At 52.1% G+C, this 16,160-nt stretch carries 11 protein-coding genes; 10 read left to right on the top strand and 1 reads right to left on the bottom strand.

From position 1 onward, the window contains the following. Positions 1-275: 275 nt before the first annotated feature. Positions 276-2,657, bottom strand: a complete 2,382-nt coding sequence (locus D3A97_RS21110) for an ABC transporter permease (RefSeq protein WP_119080527.1) — start codon at positions 2,655-2,657, stop codon at positions 276-278. A 141-nt stretch (positions 2,658-2,798) separates the two neighbouring features. On the opposite strand from D3A97_RS21110, the gene D3A97_RS21105 reads away from it, so the two are divergent. The 10 genes from D3A97_RS21105 to D3A97_RS21060 all read left to right on the top strand — a co-directional run bounded on the left by D3A97_RS21105 (position 2,799) and on the right by D3A97_RS21060 (position 16,080). Continuing rightward, positions 2,799-3,488 (top strand): SH3 domain-containing protein, encoded by a 690-nt coding sequence (locus D3A97_RS21105; protein ID WP_119080526.1) that lies wholly within the window; start codon positions 2,799-2,801, stop codon positions 3,486-3,488. A gap of 130 nt (positions 3,489-3,618) precedes the next feature. Further along, complete coding sequence (locus tag D3A97_RS21100; protein ID WP_119080525.1) at positions 3,619-3,996, top strand: iron chaperone; 378 nt, start codon at positions 3,619-3,621, stop codon at positions 3,994-3,996. A gap of 199 nt (positions 3,997-4,195) precedes the next feature. After that, positions 4,196-4,795, top strand: a complete 600-nt coding sequence (locus D3A97_RS21095) for an RNA polymerase sigma-70 factor (RefSeq protein ID WP_157986673.1) — start codon at positions 4,196-4,198, stop codon at positions 4,793-4,795. Between the two features lie 65 nt (positions 4,796-4,860). Next, positions 4,861-5,829 (top strand): FecR family protein, encoded by a 969-nt coding sequence (locus D3A97_RS21090; RefSeq protein WP_157986672.1) that lies wholly within the window; start codon positions 4,861-4,863, stop codon positions 5,827-5,829. A gap of 150 nt (positions 5,830-5,979) precedes the next feature. After that, on the top strand, positions 5,980-9,342 hold the full coding sequence (locus D3A97_RS21085; protein ID WP_198674107.1) for a SusC/RagA family TonB-linked outer membrane protein: 3,363 nt from the start codon (positions 5,980-5,982) through the stop codon (positions 9,340-9,342). Positions 9,343-9,355: 13 nt separating this feature from the next. Continuing rightward, positions 9,356-10,906 carry a RagB/SusD family nutrient uptake outer membrane protein gene (locus tag D3A97_RS21080; RefSeq protein ID WP_119080521.1) on the top strand — a complete coding sequence of 517 codons (1,551 nt, stop codon included), beginning with the start codon at positions 9,356-9,358 and terminating at the stop codon, positions 10,904-10,906. A gap of 55 nt (positions 10,907-10,961) precedes the next feature. Then, a complete protein-coding gene (locus tag D3A97_RS21075) occupies positions 10,962-12,749 on the top strand; it encodes a glycerophosphodiester phosphodiesterase (protein ID WP_157986671.1) in 1,788 nt (595 codons plus the stop codon). Between the two features lie 20 nt (positions 12,750-12,769). After that, the gene (locus tag D3A97_RS21070) at positions 12,770-14,092 is read left to right on the top strand and encodes a T9SS type A sorting domain-containing protein (RefSeq protein ID WP_119080519.1); all 1,323 of its coding nucleotides are present in this window, start codon (positions 12,770-12,772) and stop codon (positions 14,090-14,092) included. A gap of 54 nt (positions 14,093-14,146) precedes the next feature. Further along, entirely contained in the window at positions 14,147-15,133 is a 987-nt protein-coding gene (locus D3A97_RS21065; protein ID WP_157986670.1) for a hypothetical protein, read from the top strand. A gap of 116 nt (positions 15,134-15,249) precedes the next feature. Next, entirely contained in the window at positions 15,250-16,080 is an 831-nt protein-coding gene (locus D3A97_RS21060) for a glycerophosphodiester phosphodiesterase family protein (protein ID WP_119080517.1), read from the top strand. Positions 16,081-16,160: the final 80 nt, after the last annotated feature.

Genomic DNA, 16,160 nt, shown 5'->3' with positions numbered 1-16,160 from the left:
GCGTTTGGTTGGTACAATATTACTTTTGCCGGCGGGGATTTTAATGGAAATTTTTATGGGATATATGGATAATATTACGGGGCATGCGCAGGGCTGCCGTACAGGATTTCTATCAAAGAGCCGCTCGCGCGGCCCTTTCTGTTATTTTACAGGTTCTTCTATAAATTCTTCGTCCTTTATCTTCAACTCCGCAATATTGAGTTGAAGCTGGGGGCCATACGTTTCCACCGCATATCTGACTGCGGCCGGCCGCGTTTTTTAAGGCCTCGAAAAGCCTATTCCGCCCGTAAGCTCTTCACCGGGTTCACCAGCGCCGCCCTGATGGCCTGGAAGCTCACCGTGCTCAGCGCAATCAGCAAAGACAGTATGCCCGCTGCCACAAATACCCACCAGCTGATGTCTATCCGGTAATCGTACTGTGCCAGCCAGCTATGCATCAGCCACAGGGCCAGGGGAGATGCAATGGTGCATGCCAGCAGTACCAGCAGCACAAATTCTTTAGACAGCAGCAACCACAGGTTGGCCACCGAAGCGCCGAGCACCTTGCGGATGCCTATTTCCTTGGTGCGGCGTTCCGCCATGAAAGCGGCCAGCCCGAACAGGCCGAGGCAGGAAATGAAAATGGCCAGTACCGCAAACACGGCGGCCAGCTTGCCTACCTGGTTCTCCGTGGTGAATTTTTTGGCAAATTCCTGGTCTACAAAACTATACTCGAAGGGGTAAGCCGGGTTGTGCCTTTCAATGACCGGCTGAATGGCGGCCAGCGCTTTGCGCAGGTCTGCCTGCGGTTTGAGGCGTACCAACATAATAAAGGCGCTGCCGGGCTGAAAGAGGATCACACCGGGGGTAAATGACCTGAAGGGATCTCTGTTGAGCACATTTTCTGTAATGCCTACAATGGTCAGCGGTCGTCCGTCCAGCCTGATGATCTTGCCGATGGGGTCTTTAAAACCGGTCACCTTCAGGGCGGCCTGGTTCAGTATGATGGCGGAAGAGTCTGTAGCGTAAGCGCTGGAAAAAGGCCTTCCCTGCAGGAATTTCAGGCCGGTGGCCTGTTCATAGTCAACATCCGTCATCACCACGTCAAATACTACATTGTCTTTTACGTCGGGCGCGGCGCCTTCCCAGGTAAAGCCGCCCCAGTTGTTGTAAGACTGCGTCATGGGGCTGGATGCGCGGGCTACCGAAGCAATGGCGCCGGTATTCAACAGCTCCTGCCTGGCTGCTGTATAATTTTTCTGCAGGTCGCTGCTCATGTTGATGGTGATCAGGTTGCTGGGATCGTAGCCAACAGACCTGTTCTTGGCATGTTGTATTTGCTGGAACACAATAATGGTGCATACCACCAGTGCTATAGACACGGCAAATTGGGATACTACCAGCACCTTACGGAAGGTAATGGCGCCCCGGCCTTGTTTCAGGTTCCCTTTCAGCGCTCTCAGCGGCAGAAAGGAGGAGAGGTAAAAAGCAGGATAGCTGCCGGCCACCAGGCCGGTGAGCAGGCAAACCGCCAGCACGCCGCCCAGCAGGTAAACGTCTCCGAAATCAAACCGGATATGCTCAAAGCCGATGTCTTTCAGCAGGGGAAGTATCAGTTGTATCAAGAGCAGCGAGAAAATAAAGGCAATGAAAGCGGTGAGCATAGACTCCGCCAGGAACTGCAGCACCAGCTCCCCGCGCCGGGAGCCTACTGTTTTGCGGATGCCCACTTCCTTGGCGCGTTTCTCGGAACGTGCCGTGGCCAGGTTCATAAAGTTGATGCAGGCTATGAGCAGCACAAATATGCCGATGATGCCGAACAGCCGGATGTATTTAATGCGCCCGCCCACGTTTTTCCAGTTCTTGTACTCATCATACAGGTGTACGTCTTTGAAGGGCTGCAGGAACAGGTGCTGGTTCTTCACGGACTTGTCTTTTTGCATGATCAGCGGGTCTATCATTTTGGAAACCGCCTCCATGGAAGCGCCTTCCCTGATCTCCACCACGTTGGCCAAAAAGTTGTTGGCCCATTGCGTTTTGGCGTTCCTGACAAATTCAATGTTCTGCACCTTGAACTCAAAAGGCGCCAGGAACTGGAAAGTGATGGAGGAATTGTCCGGCACGTCTTTGATAACGGCCGTTACCATTACATTGTACTGGTTGTCTACCTTCAGCGTTTTGCCTACAGGGCTTTCCGCGCCAAACAGCGCTGTGGCCAATGATTCCGTGAGCACAACGGAATTGGGGTCTTGCAGCGCCGTTTCTATATTCCCTTCAATTACCGGGAAGGTGAACATATGCAGAAAGTCCGGGTCTACATAAAGACCTGTTTTGGACAGTTTTTTATCTCCCGCCACCAGGCTGTGGTTATTGCCCCAATCCATCCGCGATGCGCGTTTGATGGCCGGGTAGTTGTTTTTCAGTTCATCGTACAAGGGGAGGGGGATGCCCACCTGCGTCTTTTTTTCATTGTTGGAAAAACTGTGTTTCCTGATCAGGCCAATGCGGTCTGCATTTGCATGGAAGGTATCAAAGCTGGTCTCATACCTGATCCACAGCCCGATGATGATAGCAAACGCCATCCCTATGCCCAGGCCCAGGATGTTGATGGCGGAAAGGCCTTTATTTTGCCGGAGATTGCGCCAGGCAATCTTGAGGTGGTTTCTAAGCATGTGCATACGGCCACTAAAAGAATGCCATCTGCCTAAAGCCTACAGATGAATATAAAATATATTTACTTTATTTGTATGTGTTCGATTTTGATACAAAGAACGTCCGGAAGCGGGAATTAAGTTATTTTAGGGCCTAACCTATGCCACATGAGACATCTTGCCTTCCTTGCGCTGCTATGCCTTTCACTCCAGCTACACGCCCAGTTTGCCCTGGTAGAAGATAAAGACGGTTATGTGAACGTGCGGGACAAGCCTTCGCTGTCAGGCACGGTAACAGGCCGCGTGCCCTCCGGCAATATTGTTTTCTGCATGGAAACAGCGGGGGAGTGGTATTCTGTGGATTATGGCTCGGGTAAACAGACCGGCTCCGGGTACATTCACCGTTCCCGCCTGCAAATGGTGCGGAATTTCCCTGAAATTGCCGTTCAGAAAGCTACGGAAGACAGTATCATTTTCCGCCAGGATTCGCTGCGCCTGGTGCTCGGGAAACGCCTGTTCAGGCAGGAGAACAGGCAACTGCAATATAACCGTAGCGGAGAGTACCAATACCTGGCCCGTATTGACGGCCGCGACTTCTGGGGCACCGATGGCGGCCTGCCCCGCCAGGAATACAGCGTATTCCGGCTTTCCTGGAAAGGCCGCCCGGTCAATATGCCGGACAGTGCTTTCAACGATGTTTTTGAGCCCAATTTCTTTCATACCCAGCTGCGATACGACAGTGCGGGCGGCCGGTGTTTTGTTGAGGCCATCAATTCCGACGGCGCCGGCGGTTATGTAGTGATATGGATGTTCGAGCGGGGAGTATATAAAACGCGGCAGGTATTTTACGGGTTCTGACCCAGCATTTTTTACATCCTTGCTATTCAGATATCAACAATCTTCTGGTATCCATCTCTGTTCATCACCATACTGCTTATTTTAGCGGTTTTGGTTGTATCTTATATCAATAATTCTAAACCTCACCACTATGGCAAAAACTGATTATAAGAACATTGACGAATATCACAAAGCCTTTCCTGAAGCAGTGCAGGAAAGGATGCAGGCCATCCGCAACATTGTGCACAAGGTAGTGCCGGAGGCGGAAGAAGTGATCAGCTACCAGATACCCTGTTTCAAATACAAAGGGTACCTGGTCTATTATTCCGCATACGCCAAACATATTTCGCTGTCTCATCCGTTCAGTGAAGCCCTGCTCAAAAAGTTCGAAAAAGAGCTGAAAGGGCTGAAGGTGAGCAAGTCTGCCATCCAGTTCCCCAGCAATGAGCCGCTGCCGCTGGAGCTGATAACGGGCATTGTTGCGTTCAGGAAAAAAGAGAACGAAGAGAGCGGCAAGGGGAAGAAATAGGGCCTGACTGACAAGGTTTGAAACATCAAACGTATATTGTATTTTGAGTAGAATAACATGTTCGGGATATTAAACGGCAAAGCGGTCGCCCCACGTCGGCACGCAGAAAGGCCAGGCAGAGAATTGATCTCAATTATTTAATACACCCGTAACATTTTACATTTTATTTTTACTCTTTACCTTATACTTAATGACTGTTATGCAGGACCTGATCAGTTTATTGCAAAAAGGAGATGAACAGGCGTTTACTGCCATTTTCAATACCTACTGGCAACAGATGTTTGCAGCTGCCTACAGGAGGGTGTCAGATGAACAGGTTGCGCAAGACATTACACAGAATATATTCCTGCAACTTTGGGAACGGAGGGACACGCTTTCCCTGCGCCAGGAAACCCTTGAGTTCTATTTGCTCAAAAGTGTAAAGAACAAGGTGATCAACCATTTTACTTCCAGCCAGGTGAAACGGGCCGTGCTGGAAAAATTGGCAAGGCAGTTTGAAAATATTGCTTCACGCCCGTACATTCTCCGCGAACATGAAAAGCTGGAAAGCCATATAGATGCCTGCATAGATCAGCTTCCCGAGCAGATGCGCACTATTTTTATTATGCGCAGCAACCGTTTGTCAATTAAGCAGATCGCCGAAAACCTCAATATAGCAGAGCAGACAGTGAAGAACAATATTACAAAGGCCCTGCGCCTGCTCAGGGAATCTCTCCATAAAAACCCCATAGATGAAGATCTGATGCTGCTTTTTGCCACCGTATTGCTTACCGGGGCAGGGTCATTAACAATTAGTTAACATATTTTCGGGGTACTTCCGGAGCGCAGGGCTGTATAGCTTATAGAACAACATGATGCGCTACCGTGGAAATTAGAAAGTTTAGAAAGCTGCTTTGGCAATATCAGCGGGGAAAGCTCAATGAGAGCGATGCCCGCCTGGTAGACGATTGGTATGATTCCTTCGGCTATTCGGAAGATATTCCGCCATTGCAGGACGCCGCCAGAGCGGCCGCCATCCGGCAACAACTCCAGGAAAATTTGCAAAAGCATGTTCACCGGCGCCGGGGCGCTTCGGTAGTCCCGCTCTTCCGGCGTTATGCGGCTGTATTGCTCCTGCTGCTGGGCACAGCTGTTCTTTTTTACCTGTTCAGCCAGCAGCGCGGCCGGCTTTCCCGCCAAACGGCCGCGCAAATGGATACCATTATTACCCTTACCGGCCAGTTAAAGAAAATAACGCTGCCAGATAGCTCTGTATTGAGCCTGAACGCCGGCAGCACGGTGCGGTACAGCCCCGCCGGCTTCCATAAGGAAAGAGCGGTGTACCTGGATGCGGGAGAGGCCTTCTTTACAGTGGTGCCGCATGCAGACCTGCCTTTTGTAGTGCATAGCCCTTGTCTCACCACTACGGTGCTGGGCACCGCCTTTAACGTTAGCGCCTATCCGGAGCTGGATTACGCAGCCGTAAGCGTACAGGAAGGGCGCGTTAGCGTACAGACCCCGCAGGGCAAAGAAGGAAATATACTGGCGGTAGGCGAGGGCCTGGTGTATAATAAAATTACCGGCAAGGTGGAGCGCAAGCGGCAGTTGCCAGATGAAACGGCAGGCTGGATGAAGGGCACCACCTTCCTGCAGGACGCTTCTTTCCTTGAGCTGGCGCTTGTTTTCCACAATCAGTTCGGCATCCGTCTTCGTTCTGCCAGCCCGGCGGTGCAGAAAGGGCATTACACCATACAGGTATCCCGCCAGCAGCAGCCCGAAGCGCTGGTGAAACTTATTTGTTCCATTCACAATAAACAATACAGGAGGGAAAACAATGAAATAACGATCTATTAAAAAACCTTCAGGTCTGAGTAACCTGAAGGCTATGCTCAACAGCCCTTCCGATTTCCACAAAGTTGGGGCTGTCTGTATCTGACCAATGAAAATTCAATTAACCAGACGTTCAAATGTATGAAAAAAAATTATTTGTTCATAAGACAGATTATGCGCATATACTGCATTGTTACCTTTCTGTTGCTCACATTCACGCAGGTGATGATTGCCGGCCGTACCAACGCCCAGGTATTGACGCAGGTGGTTGATATCAGCCTCCGGGACCAGCAGCTGGGAGACGCGCTGGTGGCTTTTGCCAAAGTTATCCGCGCACCGCTGGTGTATGATGGCAAGGTACTGGGTGTACATCAGATCAATGTGCGCCACAAAACTTTTATAAAGGCGCCGGCCAGGGAGGTACTGGATTACCTGCTGAAAAATACGCAGATAGCCTATAAGGAAAGTAAGGAAGGAATTGTGCTGGTGCCACGTAAACAGCAACAGCAGGGTATACTGGAAGGCACGGTCACTAATGAAAAGGGAGAAGCGCTTCCGGGCGCCACCATCCAGGTGCTGGAAACAGGCCAGGTGGGCCAGAGCGGCGCGGATGGTACTTTTTCCTTGCAGCTTGCGCCCGGCAGGTACAACCTGAAGGTCAGCTTTATTTCTTACCAGCCTGCCAGCCTGAAACAGGTGGTGGTGGAACATGGGAAAGCAACCCGGTTGAAGATATTGCTGAAAGCAGACAAGTCCAATCTCAACGAGGTGGTAGTGGTAGGGTACGAAACCCGGTTGAAAACGGAAGTGACCGGCGCCATATCGAGCATTTCCGCGGCAAGCCTGGAGAACAGGCCTATTACGCAGGCATCGCAGGCGTTGTACGGACTGATGCCCGGCGTATACCTGAACGCGCCTACCGGCGAAGCGGGTAATAACGAAGCGGTTATTCGCGTGCGCGGCATCGGTACGCTGAACGATGCCGGTGCGCTCATCCTCGTGGATGGTATTGAAGCATCCATTAACAACATCAACCCGGACGATATTGAGTCCATCACCGTGCTCAAAGACGCTTCCGCCGCCGCCATATACGGTTCCAGGGCGGCCAACGGCGTGGTGCTGGTTACCACCAAACGCGGAAAGCTGAACTCCCGGCCTGTTGTAAGCTATAACTTTTCAACGGGTTTTTCGCAGCCAACGGTATTGCCGGATATGGTAACAGACCCGCGCACTTACCTGGAGCTTTACCGCGAAGCGGCGGATAACAGTGATACCAAATACAAATTCACAGACGCGGATATTGACCGCTACGCCGCATTGCCGGCCACGGACTGGCTGAAGGTAGGCTTCCGGAAAAACGCACCCATCCAGCAGCATGCCGTGTCACTCCGGGGCGGCGGCGAAAAGTCCGCCTACAGCTTGTCACTCGGCTACCTGGACCAGGATGGCATTATACGGGGCGGGCAAAATTATAAGGCCTATAATATCCGCCTCAATCTGGATAATAGCGTCACCGAAAAGCTGAAGATAGGCGCATCTCTCGCTTTCAGCTACGCAGATACCCGGTACACTCCTAAAGACGATGCTGCCGGCAACGATCTCAGCGGCAAGGGCAACCTTGCTTTTGAAGGAGCGCTCATGCAGCACCCGATTGTGCCCGTGTATGACGCCCAGGGCAGGTATGCCGCGCTGGAACAGCAATTGGGCCTTTCCTCCAGCCGCAATAACGGGCAAGGTATACTGGACAATCAGTTTGCCCTGGAAAAGAATAATAAGCTGCTGGGCAGCGTGTATGCGGAGTATGAGCTGATCAAAGACCTGAAGGTAAGAGGCACCGTAGGCCATCACTACCAGCACGGCGATTATACGGATACCCGCCGGGAATTTTCCCAGTACGATGTGGTTACCGGAGACCTGGCCACCACTGTTTTTCCCGGCAGCCAGTTATATGATATAGAAAAAACCTCCCGCAATGTGACCGCCTTTGTACAGGCCGCTTACGAAAAAAAAGTGGGCCGGCATACGCTGCGCGCATTGGTGGGTTACAACCAGGAGTCTTACAACGGCAAAACCAATACGGTACAGCAAATTGAATTTGAGACCACCAGCATGATCAGGCTGGGCAGCGGGGCTTCTACCCCCAAAGCCAATACCAGCCGCGGCTCCTGGGCGCTCAGGTCTTACTTCGGGAGGTTGAATTATGACTTCAGCAACCGCTACCTGTTTGAATTTAATTTCCGCCGGGACGGCTCTTCCCGCTTTGGGGCCAACAACCGGTACGGTAATTTCCCGTCGTTGTCCGCAGGCTGGCTGGTCAGCAACGAGCCGTTCTGGAATACGAACGCGGTAGATTTCCTGAAGCTCAGGGCTTCCTGGGGTATACTCGGCAACCAGAATACAGACATGTACCCCTTTGCCACCCAGGTATCGCTCACCAACCGGTACGCGTTCAATAACGTGGTCAACAACGGCGGAGCTTATTCCGTTATCGGCAATCCAGACCTGAAATGGGAACAGACGCAATCCGTTAACCTTGGTGTAGACGCCGGTTTCTTCCGCTCAAAACTGACGCTGGAAGCAGATTATTTCATCAAGCGCGCCAGTGGCATCCTTACCGAAATAGAAAACCCGCTGTCACTGGGCATTGACAAGCCCACTACGGTTAATGCCGCAGCGGTGGAAAATAAGGGGTGGGAGGTGAATGTGAACTACCGGGATAAGATCGGGCAGGTATCAATTGGTGGTGGTTTCAATGTGAGTTATATCACCAACAAGGTAAAGTCTATCAACCCCAGCCTTACGGACGAGTCTGACCGCGTGGCCCTGAGCGAGAGCGCCAATGAGTGGCTGATCAGGGGAGAATCTATTGGCGTGATATACGGCTACCGGCTGCAGGGCATTTTCCAGGACGCAGCGGAGATCTCCCATGCGCCTGACCATACAACGCTGTTCGGCGTAGCGCCGCAGCCGGGAGATTTCAGGATAAGTGATGTGGACGGCAACGGTGTGATAGATAAAAATGACAAGGTGGTGATCGGCAACAGGGTACCCCGGTTGCTGTACGGTTTTAACCTGAAGGCCGGATATAAAGGGTTTGACCTTTCGCTACTCTTCCAGGGCATCGGGCATACAGATATGTACCTCGCACGCGGCACGGCGCCCTTCCCGTTTGCCGGCATACGGGCCGACTGGCTGAACCGGTGGACGCCCGAGCACCCCAGCGCCACATACCCCCGCCTGTGGGTGGACAGGAAAGGCTACAACGGCTCAACCATTGAAGTGAACCATACTTCTTTCTGGGTGCAGGACCGTGCCTACCTGCGCTTGAAGAACATACAGTTGGCCTATACGCTGCCCCAGGCGCTTCTCCGGAAAATGGGAGTGCAGCGGCTGGGCCTGTTCGTGAACGCGCAGAACCTGCTCACCTTTACTTCGTTTAAAGATTTTGATCCCGAACGGCAGGACAAAACGCAGTATGCCACGTCTGCCTTACCGCAACTGAAAATATTCACAGCCGGGGTCAATGTATCCTTCTAAACCAGCATTTGTCATGAAAAAACAATACATACTCCTGTTATTGGCCGTTGCGCTGTTTGCCTGCCAGAAAGACTTCCTGGAAAGGCTTCCTCAGAATACACTGGCGCCGGAAACCTTCTATAACGATGCCGCCAACCTGAAAATAGGGCTCACCGGCGTGTACAGCGCCCTCCAGAGCGCGCAACTGTTCGGTAAAATTCCGGAGCTGGATGCCATCAGCGACAATGCCAAATTGTTCAAATATGAAACAGACCTGATCGCGTTCTCGCAGGGCAACGGTTATGCCAACCTGGACGCGGCCGGTACCATGGCCGGTTACTATGGAAAACCTTATGTGCTGATACAAAGGGCCAACGCCTTGCTGGACAATATAGACGCCCCCGGTATTGTAAGCCGGCAGGAGCGGGACGTCTACGCTGCTGAGGCCCGTACGTTGAGAGCTATTGCCTATATGCGGTTGGCGTACTTGTTTGGCGATGTGCCGCTGTACACGCATTTTATTGAAAAAAACGAGGCGCTGCAGCTGAAAAGAACGCCCCGCCAGCAGGTGGTGGATTTTGTGATCAGCGAGCTGAAAGCCGCCGTAGAGGTGCTGCAGGTAAAGCCCTTCAATAATGAAAAAGGGAGGGTTACACAACTGGCTGCCCGCGGTATGCTGGGTAAGGTATTGCTGTATGAGGCCCGCATGGGCAACCGCCCATGGCAGGAAGCCCTGCAGGAGCTGGCCGCGCTGATGCCGCTGGCGGAAGGCGCAGGCATTGGATTGTTTACCGTTGGCGCGGGAACCGATGGCCAGGCCAACTATGAGGCCCAGTTCCTGCTGGCCAATATCGACAACAAGGAAGTGCTCTTTGCCCTGAAAAATAACGACCTCACCAGGGGCACCGGCCTCGGCCGCTTTTACGCCGCCCATGGCGGCAACCTGAGCGTGTCTGTACATACAAATTATGTGCAGGACTTCTATTGCACAGACGGGCTGCCGGTAACGGCTTCCCCGCTCTACGATGAAAGCAACCCGTATGACAACCGGGACCCGCGCCTGAAAGCCTCCATTACCGTGCCCGGCGATGTCTATTCCAACAATACGGCCCTGCTGCCTTTTGACGGTAGAAATACGAAAGGCACGCTCGAAACGGACTTCGCCATAAAAAAATACACAACGCTGAACGGCATCAAGCTGAACCAGGGAGAACTGGACATTCCCATTCTCCGGTATGCGGATGTACTGCTCATGTTCGCGGAAGCGGAAAATGAAGTGAACGGCCCCACGGCGGCAGCCTACAAGGCCATCAACAAAGTACGCAGCCGGGTAAACATGCCGGGCGTTACGGAAAACCTCACCAAAGAACAGTTCCGGGAGGAGGTGATCCACGAGCGCAGGGTAGAGCTGGGCTTTGAAGGGCAGCGCTGGTTTGACCTGGTAACGCTCGGCATTGCGGAGCAGAAAATCAATGCCGTCAAAGAGCTGAACCGGGCATTCACACCCGAAAAACAGGAACTGTTCCCTATTCCTCAAAACGAGCGGGCGCTCAACCCTTCCCTGAGCCAAAACCCTAATTATTAGACATTACTCACATCAAATATTCACTATGTGCCTGAAAAAAATATTTTGCACAGGGGTGTGTGCAGGATTGCTGCATGCCGCCGCCTTAGCGCAAACGGTCAGTTGGAACACGGACAGCAGCGTGACCGTTTCCGGCGGTGAAAAAACGTTCACTACTTACATGGCCCCGTCAGACGAGACCGTGCGTACTTTAATGACGCATCTTAATGCCCAACGGGTATGGTATATGAGCAAAGGTACGCCAACCGGTATTTTTGGCAGCGGATTTAGCGAGGGAAGTATCGTTACCTTCCGCCTGTATGCTTATGACAAGGTGACCCGTTCAAAAGGGCCATTGCTTTACGGCAGCACAACGCAGAACGGTCAAACACAAGGCTACTGGGAGGTTACCAGGGCGCTCCCATGGGGCTCCACGGATAAAGTATCGAGCCACGATATAAAAAAGCTGATAGAGCATACCAGCATATTCCATCCTTCGGGTTGCAGCTTCACCGGGAAAGAAACTTTCTTAAGCAATTGGGCCTGGCTTGGGGCATTGTCTAAGCTGAAAGGCATATATGAAGTATTCGCTTCCGGCAAATATCTGTCATCTATGCTGGATACCACCACTTCTCTGCTGGTATCGGAAGCCAAAAGGCCGGCGAGGACCTATCTGGATAATGCGGAAGCCAGCTGCAGAACGTGGCTCACACCGCTGCAGCCTGTTGTAGCGGAGTTGACTATTAAGAATGCCACGGTGAAATACATTGCTATCCCGGGAATTAGTGACAACAATAACCAGGTTACTCCTTATGGGTTGTTCAACGTTTGGTACAATACAGACTACAGTGGCCTTTTCAGAAGTGACCGCCCTACGGTAGTAGCGCACCGCGGTTTCTGGCGCAATGCCGGCGTGGCCCAAAACTCCCTGGGGTCCATACAGGCAGCGGCAACCCGGGTTGACGTTGACGTGATAGAGCTGGACGTCAGAAGCAGCAAAGACAAAAAAGCGATCTGCTTTCATGATGACATGCCGCAGAAAGTACTGCAACAAACGCTTGATGACTACCCGAACGCTTCCATTTACGATCTTACGCTGGCCACACTGACGCCTTACAAACTTTTTGACCGCTTTGACCTGGAAACGTCTGAAACCCTGCTGACCCTGGAGAATGCCTTCAAATACCTGCACGATCATCAGATCACCAAACCCGTTAACCTGGACATCGGCATCCCTGATCAGGTACCGGTAGATACGTTCAAGGTACCCGGCCGGCCATATTTTGACGCCGTGTTCCTGGAAGCGGTGGGCGCCGCCTGCCGTTATGGCCTTACAGACAGGATCATCTTTAAAGGGAAATATACTTATGATGATCCGGTATGGGGATCTGTACAAGATACCCTGCGCAAGTATTTTGTACGCTCAATGGCCGCGGATGGTGTAGACGCACATCCTATTATTGCCTATACGCCCAAACTGGGAGACGATATTGCGGACTATGAGACGTATTTCCATAACTGGCTGGACCTTAACAAAGGCAGAGGCATCCCTTTTGTATCAATAGTAGGTATGGAAGTACGGTTGAAAAACGATGAGCCTACCCCGATCAACACTTTCCTTAAAAGTGCCATCCCCTACGTGCAATCCCTCCACTATAATAGCAACGTTCCGTTGCGGGTAGGCGTGTTCTCGGAAACACCCACGTCCTGCTCGGGCTACTGGACCAAATCCGCGGTGGAGAAATACGTGAATTTTAATGACGACAAGCGTAACAACTTTGACTGGGTGCTCAACAACGGGTACGATTACCTGATCACAGACATACCGGAAGTACTCACCGCTATCATTGATGCCCGGCAATAATCACCTTTTAATTTGATGCAATGAAGATATTTATCAAATGCATGGCCCTGATGGCGGCCTTGTTCTATACCGCGCAAACGCAGGCGCAGGAGGGCGTCAGCTATCCCGAGCTGAAGAGCTTCTTCAGCATGGTTAGATTGAATGCCAACCAATTCAACCACTATCATAATTTGATAGACGACAAGAATCCCATCAATGGCATACGGTTCCCGTCCCGGGATGGAACAGAGAATGAGAACTATGAAAGCACAACAGACCGGCACGGTTCTTCAACGGGGGCCTTGTATGTCAAACCGGCGGCTACCGCTAGGCCAATGTCTCAAGGACATTCATTTAACATCAATGCCAATGGTTTTTCTGTTGCATGCTGGGTCAAGTTCAAGGATGTAATGACAGCAGGCCCCGAAGCAACTGTTCGTATTATGGAAGTGGCCGATGACAGCGCGGAATTCATCTGGGATTTCGGTATCGTAGGTGACGGAAGGGCATATATATCGCGGTACACCAATAAAAAAACGGGAGATAATGAGCTTTGGAAAGTAAAATTCTGGGAATCATCTACCGTCAACGTACGCCGGTATATAGCCGATCATGGAGCAGACCATTGGTTTTTTGTGATGCTGGTACAAGAGGCCGGCCAGGTACGGCTGCATATGGGAACGGAAGACGGGAAATTCGATTGCATGTACCTGGATTATGGGCTGGATGACCAGCCTGCCTTCCAGGACACTACGCCGGTTGTACCGTTGATAACCCTGTTCCCTAACAGCAGCTGGCAGTCGCTGTATCTGGATGACCTGGCTATTTGGGAAATGCCGCTGTGCCGTACGGAGGCATTCGAATACTTCAAGGAGCAGGTCTCCAACATATCGCCGGGCGGTCTGTCATATCCTTTCTACACGCCTAACCAGAATAATCAGGACGTGCATAACGACGATGTATCCCGCATGAATGCCATTCCCCGCACACCCGGAGGCTGCCTGACGGCGCCGCCCACGGAAATGGTAAGTGAACCGCCGCTGATAGCAGCTATGGCGGCGGAAACACCGCTGACAGAGAAAAAACTTTCCAAAATTATTGTGTACCCCAACCCGGCTACTAACAGGATCACGCTGGATTTTGGAGAGGCGCTCCCTGAAAACGGCCCGGCCTACCTCGGCCTGTACGACATGAGCGGTAAACTGGTGGCCGAGAAACGCTTCGATGTGGTCAAAGGGCAACGCAGCCTGACATGGGACAACATCCGGCAAAGCAGGGTGCCTACCGGTATTTATGTTCTGAAATGCATGACCGGCGGTAAACAGTACACGGCCACCATGGTCATGGACTGCGGCTGCAACTGACCTGCATAATGATCTTTTTGAAAATTTTATTACATCATTAATCTGTTAAATATCATGAAAAAGTCTTTAGGTACCTTATCACAATTTTGTCAATGGAAAGAACTGGCTATGGCATGCGGCATGCTGTTCATCCTGTCCGGGGCACAGGCGCAATGGTCTACCGGTAGCAATAGAGTATATATCTCTTCCAATAATATCAGGGTGGGCTTGGGCACCAGCACGCCAAATGAACGCCTGCATGTGAAAAACGGGAATATACTCGTTCACTATCAGGACGGGCCGCAGGCTCGCCTCGGGGAAGCTTCGTTAGGCGGCATGTTCCTGGGTACCGTTACCGGGGATAATATGCACCTGGGTGTGGGCAACGCTGAAAAAATGACCATCAATACAGCCGGCAATGTGGGCATCGGCACCACCGTGCCCGCCTACAAGCTGCAGGTAGCAGGGGAGTCTTATGTAACCGGCCGCGTGGGCATTGGCATTGCGCCCGCCACAGACATACAGCTGAACGTAAAAGGAAGCGTGCATGTGGGCAACAGCTCCGGCGCTCAGGTGTTCCACATTTCCGCCGGCAAGGAACTGGTATTCATTGGCACGGACGCCTATAACGAGTACCTTGCTTCCGTGGGCGACACATCCAGCCCCATCCAGGACAACAACTATTCCCTGTGGGTCAGCAAAGGCATTGTGAGCGAAGACTTTGCCCTGGCGTCTGTGTCTGACTGGGATGATTACGTATTTGCTGAAGACTATCACCTGCCTTCGCTGCAGGAGCTGGAGAAATTCCTGCAGGAGCACAAGCACCTGCCCGCCATCCCTTCTGAAGCAACTGTGAAAAAGCAGGGGTACAGCCTTCACAAGCTCAACCGGGGTTTTCTGAAAACAATAGAAGAGCTGACGCTTTATACCATAGCGCAAGACAAAAAAGTAAGCGAACTGGAAGCGCAGGTAGACAAGCAGGCCACGCAATTGCAATTGCTGATGGAAGAACTGGCGGCTATAAAATCTAAACTTTCACCTGATAAAAACATAGCGCTTTGAAATATCCGGACCAACCAATTCGCCGGGCCTTACTGACAGTGCTCACATGCCTGCTTTGTTATACAGGCAGTGTGCAGGCGCAAAACGGCCGTGCGTCTTTTGAACAATTACGTGCTATGCTGCATAGTGCGCCGGCGGGCGGTTATGTAATGACGGTGGCGCATCGGGGAGACTGGCGGAATGCGCCCGAAAACTCGCTGCAAGCTATCCGTAACTGTATAGAAATGGGGGTAGACATCGTGGAAATTGACCTGCAACTGACCAAAGACAGCGTGATAGTGCTGATGCATGACAGCAAGCTGGACCGCTGCAGCACCGGCAAGGGGAAGATCAACCAGTACACCTACCGGGAGCTGCAAAAGTTCAGGCTGCGGGACGGCCTCGGGAGGCCCACCCGGCACCCCATTCCTACATTGGAAGAAGCGATGCTTATAACAAAAGGGAAAATACTTGTTAACCTGGACAAAGCGGAGAATTTCCTGCCGCTCGTGTACCCGGTGCTGAAAAAGACCGGCACCGCAGACCAGGTAATTGCAGGAGCATACCTCTCCCTTGCGGAAATGCAGTTGTTGGCAGGCCCGGTGCTGGACAGTGTGGCGTTTATGCCGAAGATCAAGGCGCAAACGCCCCGTATCCCCGAATATCTTGACCCGTATGAGCAGGCGCGGGATTTCAGCGTGCTGCAGGTCAAATTTGAGGAAGATACGTCATCGCTGGTGCCGCGGCTGCAGCAATGGAGGCAGCAATACGGAAGCTGGATATGGATCAACACCATCACCCCTGACCGTTGTGGCAACCGGGACGATGAACTGGCCCTGACCTCGCCAGACGCCGCCTATGGATGGCTCATTGAGCGGGGGATCAATATCATTCAGACAGACCGGCCCAGGGAATTGATAGATTACCTGCAATCAAGGAAATTGCGAAGCAATGCCGTACATCTTTAGCGCATAGCGCTGCCCCGCAGGGAACCGGCGTGCTGGCATGCCTGTTCCCTGCTCGTTTTTATCATCTGTAAAACAGCTAC

It is taken from the genome of Chitinophaga alhagiae (assembly GCF_003568665.1).
Lineage (GTDB): Bacteria > Bacteroidota > Bacteroidia > Chitinophagales > Chitinophagaceae > Chitinophaga > Chitinophaga alhagiae.
Note: the sequence above shows the minus strand (reverse complement) of the source record. Positions and strands in the feature narration are given on the sequence as shown.

Coding starts and splice junctions, on each gene's coding strand:
- D3A97_RS21095 (WP_157986673.1), top strand. CDS start 4,196: ATGCAGGACCTGATCAGTTTATTGCAAAAAGGAGATGAACAGGCGTTT.
- D3A97_RS21060 (WP_119080517.1), top strand. CDS start 15,250: ATGCTGCATAGTGCGCCGGCGGGCGGTTATGTAATGACGGTGGCGCAT.
- D3A97_RS21110 (WP_119080527.1), bottom strand. CDS start 2,657: ATGCACATGCTTAGAAACCACCTCAAGATTGCCTGGCGCAATCTCCGG.
- D3A97_RS21100 (WP_119080525.1), top strand. CDS start 3,619: ATGGCAAAAACTGATTATAAGAACATTGACGAATATCACAAAGCCTTT.
- D3A97_RS21080 (WP_119080521.1), top strand. CDS start 9,356: ATGAAAAAACAATACATACTCCTGTTATTGGCCGTTGCGCTGTTTGCC.
- D3A97_RS21070 (WP_119080519.1), top strand. CDS start 12,770: ATGAAGATATTTATCAAATGCATGGCCCTGATGGCGGCCTTGTTCTAT.
- D3A97_RS21065 (WP_157986670.1), top strand. CDS start 14,147: ATGAAAAAGTCTTTAGGTACCTTATCACAATTTTGTCAATGGAAAGAA.
- D3A97_RS21085 (WP_198674107.1), top strand. CDS start 5,980: ATGCGCATATACTGCATTGTTACCTTTCTGTTGCTCACATTCACGCAG.
- D3A97_RS21105 (WP_119080526.1), top strand. CDS start 2,799: ATGAGACATCTTGCCTTCCTTGCGCTGCTATGCCTTTCACTCCAGCTA.